The following is a 581-nucleotide window of genomic DNA, read 5'->3' as shown; positions in this document are numbered from 1 at the left end:
GTGCTGCACCGCAACCCTGAGCTGGCCTCACGCATGTTCGCCCTCGGCGCCGGACTGCTGGGCCATGGCCTGCTCCCCGCTGTCGACCGGGAGCTCGTCATCGCCCGCGTGACCGCGCGATCCGGCTGCGCCTACGAATGGGGCGTCCACGCCGCGACCCTGGCGCCGCGGGCCGGACTCAGCCCGGAGCAACTCCGGGCCACCACCCGACCCGACGCGGCGGCCAGTGCCCCATGGTCACCACGCCACACGGCACTGCTGCGCGCCGTGGACGAACTGGACGACACGACCCAGCTCACCCAGTCCACCTGGGACGCCCTGCGCGGGCACTACGAAGAGGCTCACCTACTCGAACTGCTCGTCCTGATCGGCTGGTACCGCACCATCAGCTACCTGGCCAACGGGCTCCTCCTGGAGGAGGAACCCTGGGGCGCTCGGTTCCCCGCGGGGTGACGACGTTCCGCGCTCCGCCCACCACCGCGGCGCTGGCCGGTCGGCATCGGCGCCAGGGCGATCACGACGCTGACACGCCGCGCTCTCGCCCGCCGGTGTTTGTCCGAGACCACCCCACACGTCAGCCG

Annotated in this window: 1 protein-coding gene; it reads left to right on the top strand. The window is 72.3% G+C overall.

Annotated features, from left to right (window positions below; all coding sequences use genetic code 11):
- A partial coding sequence (locus tag KUM32_RS39695; RefSeq protein ID WP_254406752.1) for a carboxymuconolactone decarboxylase family protein occupies window positions 1-453 on the top strand: 453 nt, incomplete at its 5' end.
- Window positions 454-581: the final 128 nt, after the last annotated feature.

This window comes from Streptomyces sp. AC627_RSS907, from assembly GCF_019049165.1.
Note: the sequence above shows the minus strand (reverse complement) of the source record. Positions and strands in the feature narration are given on the sequence as shown.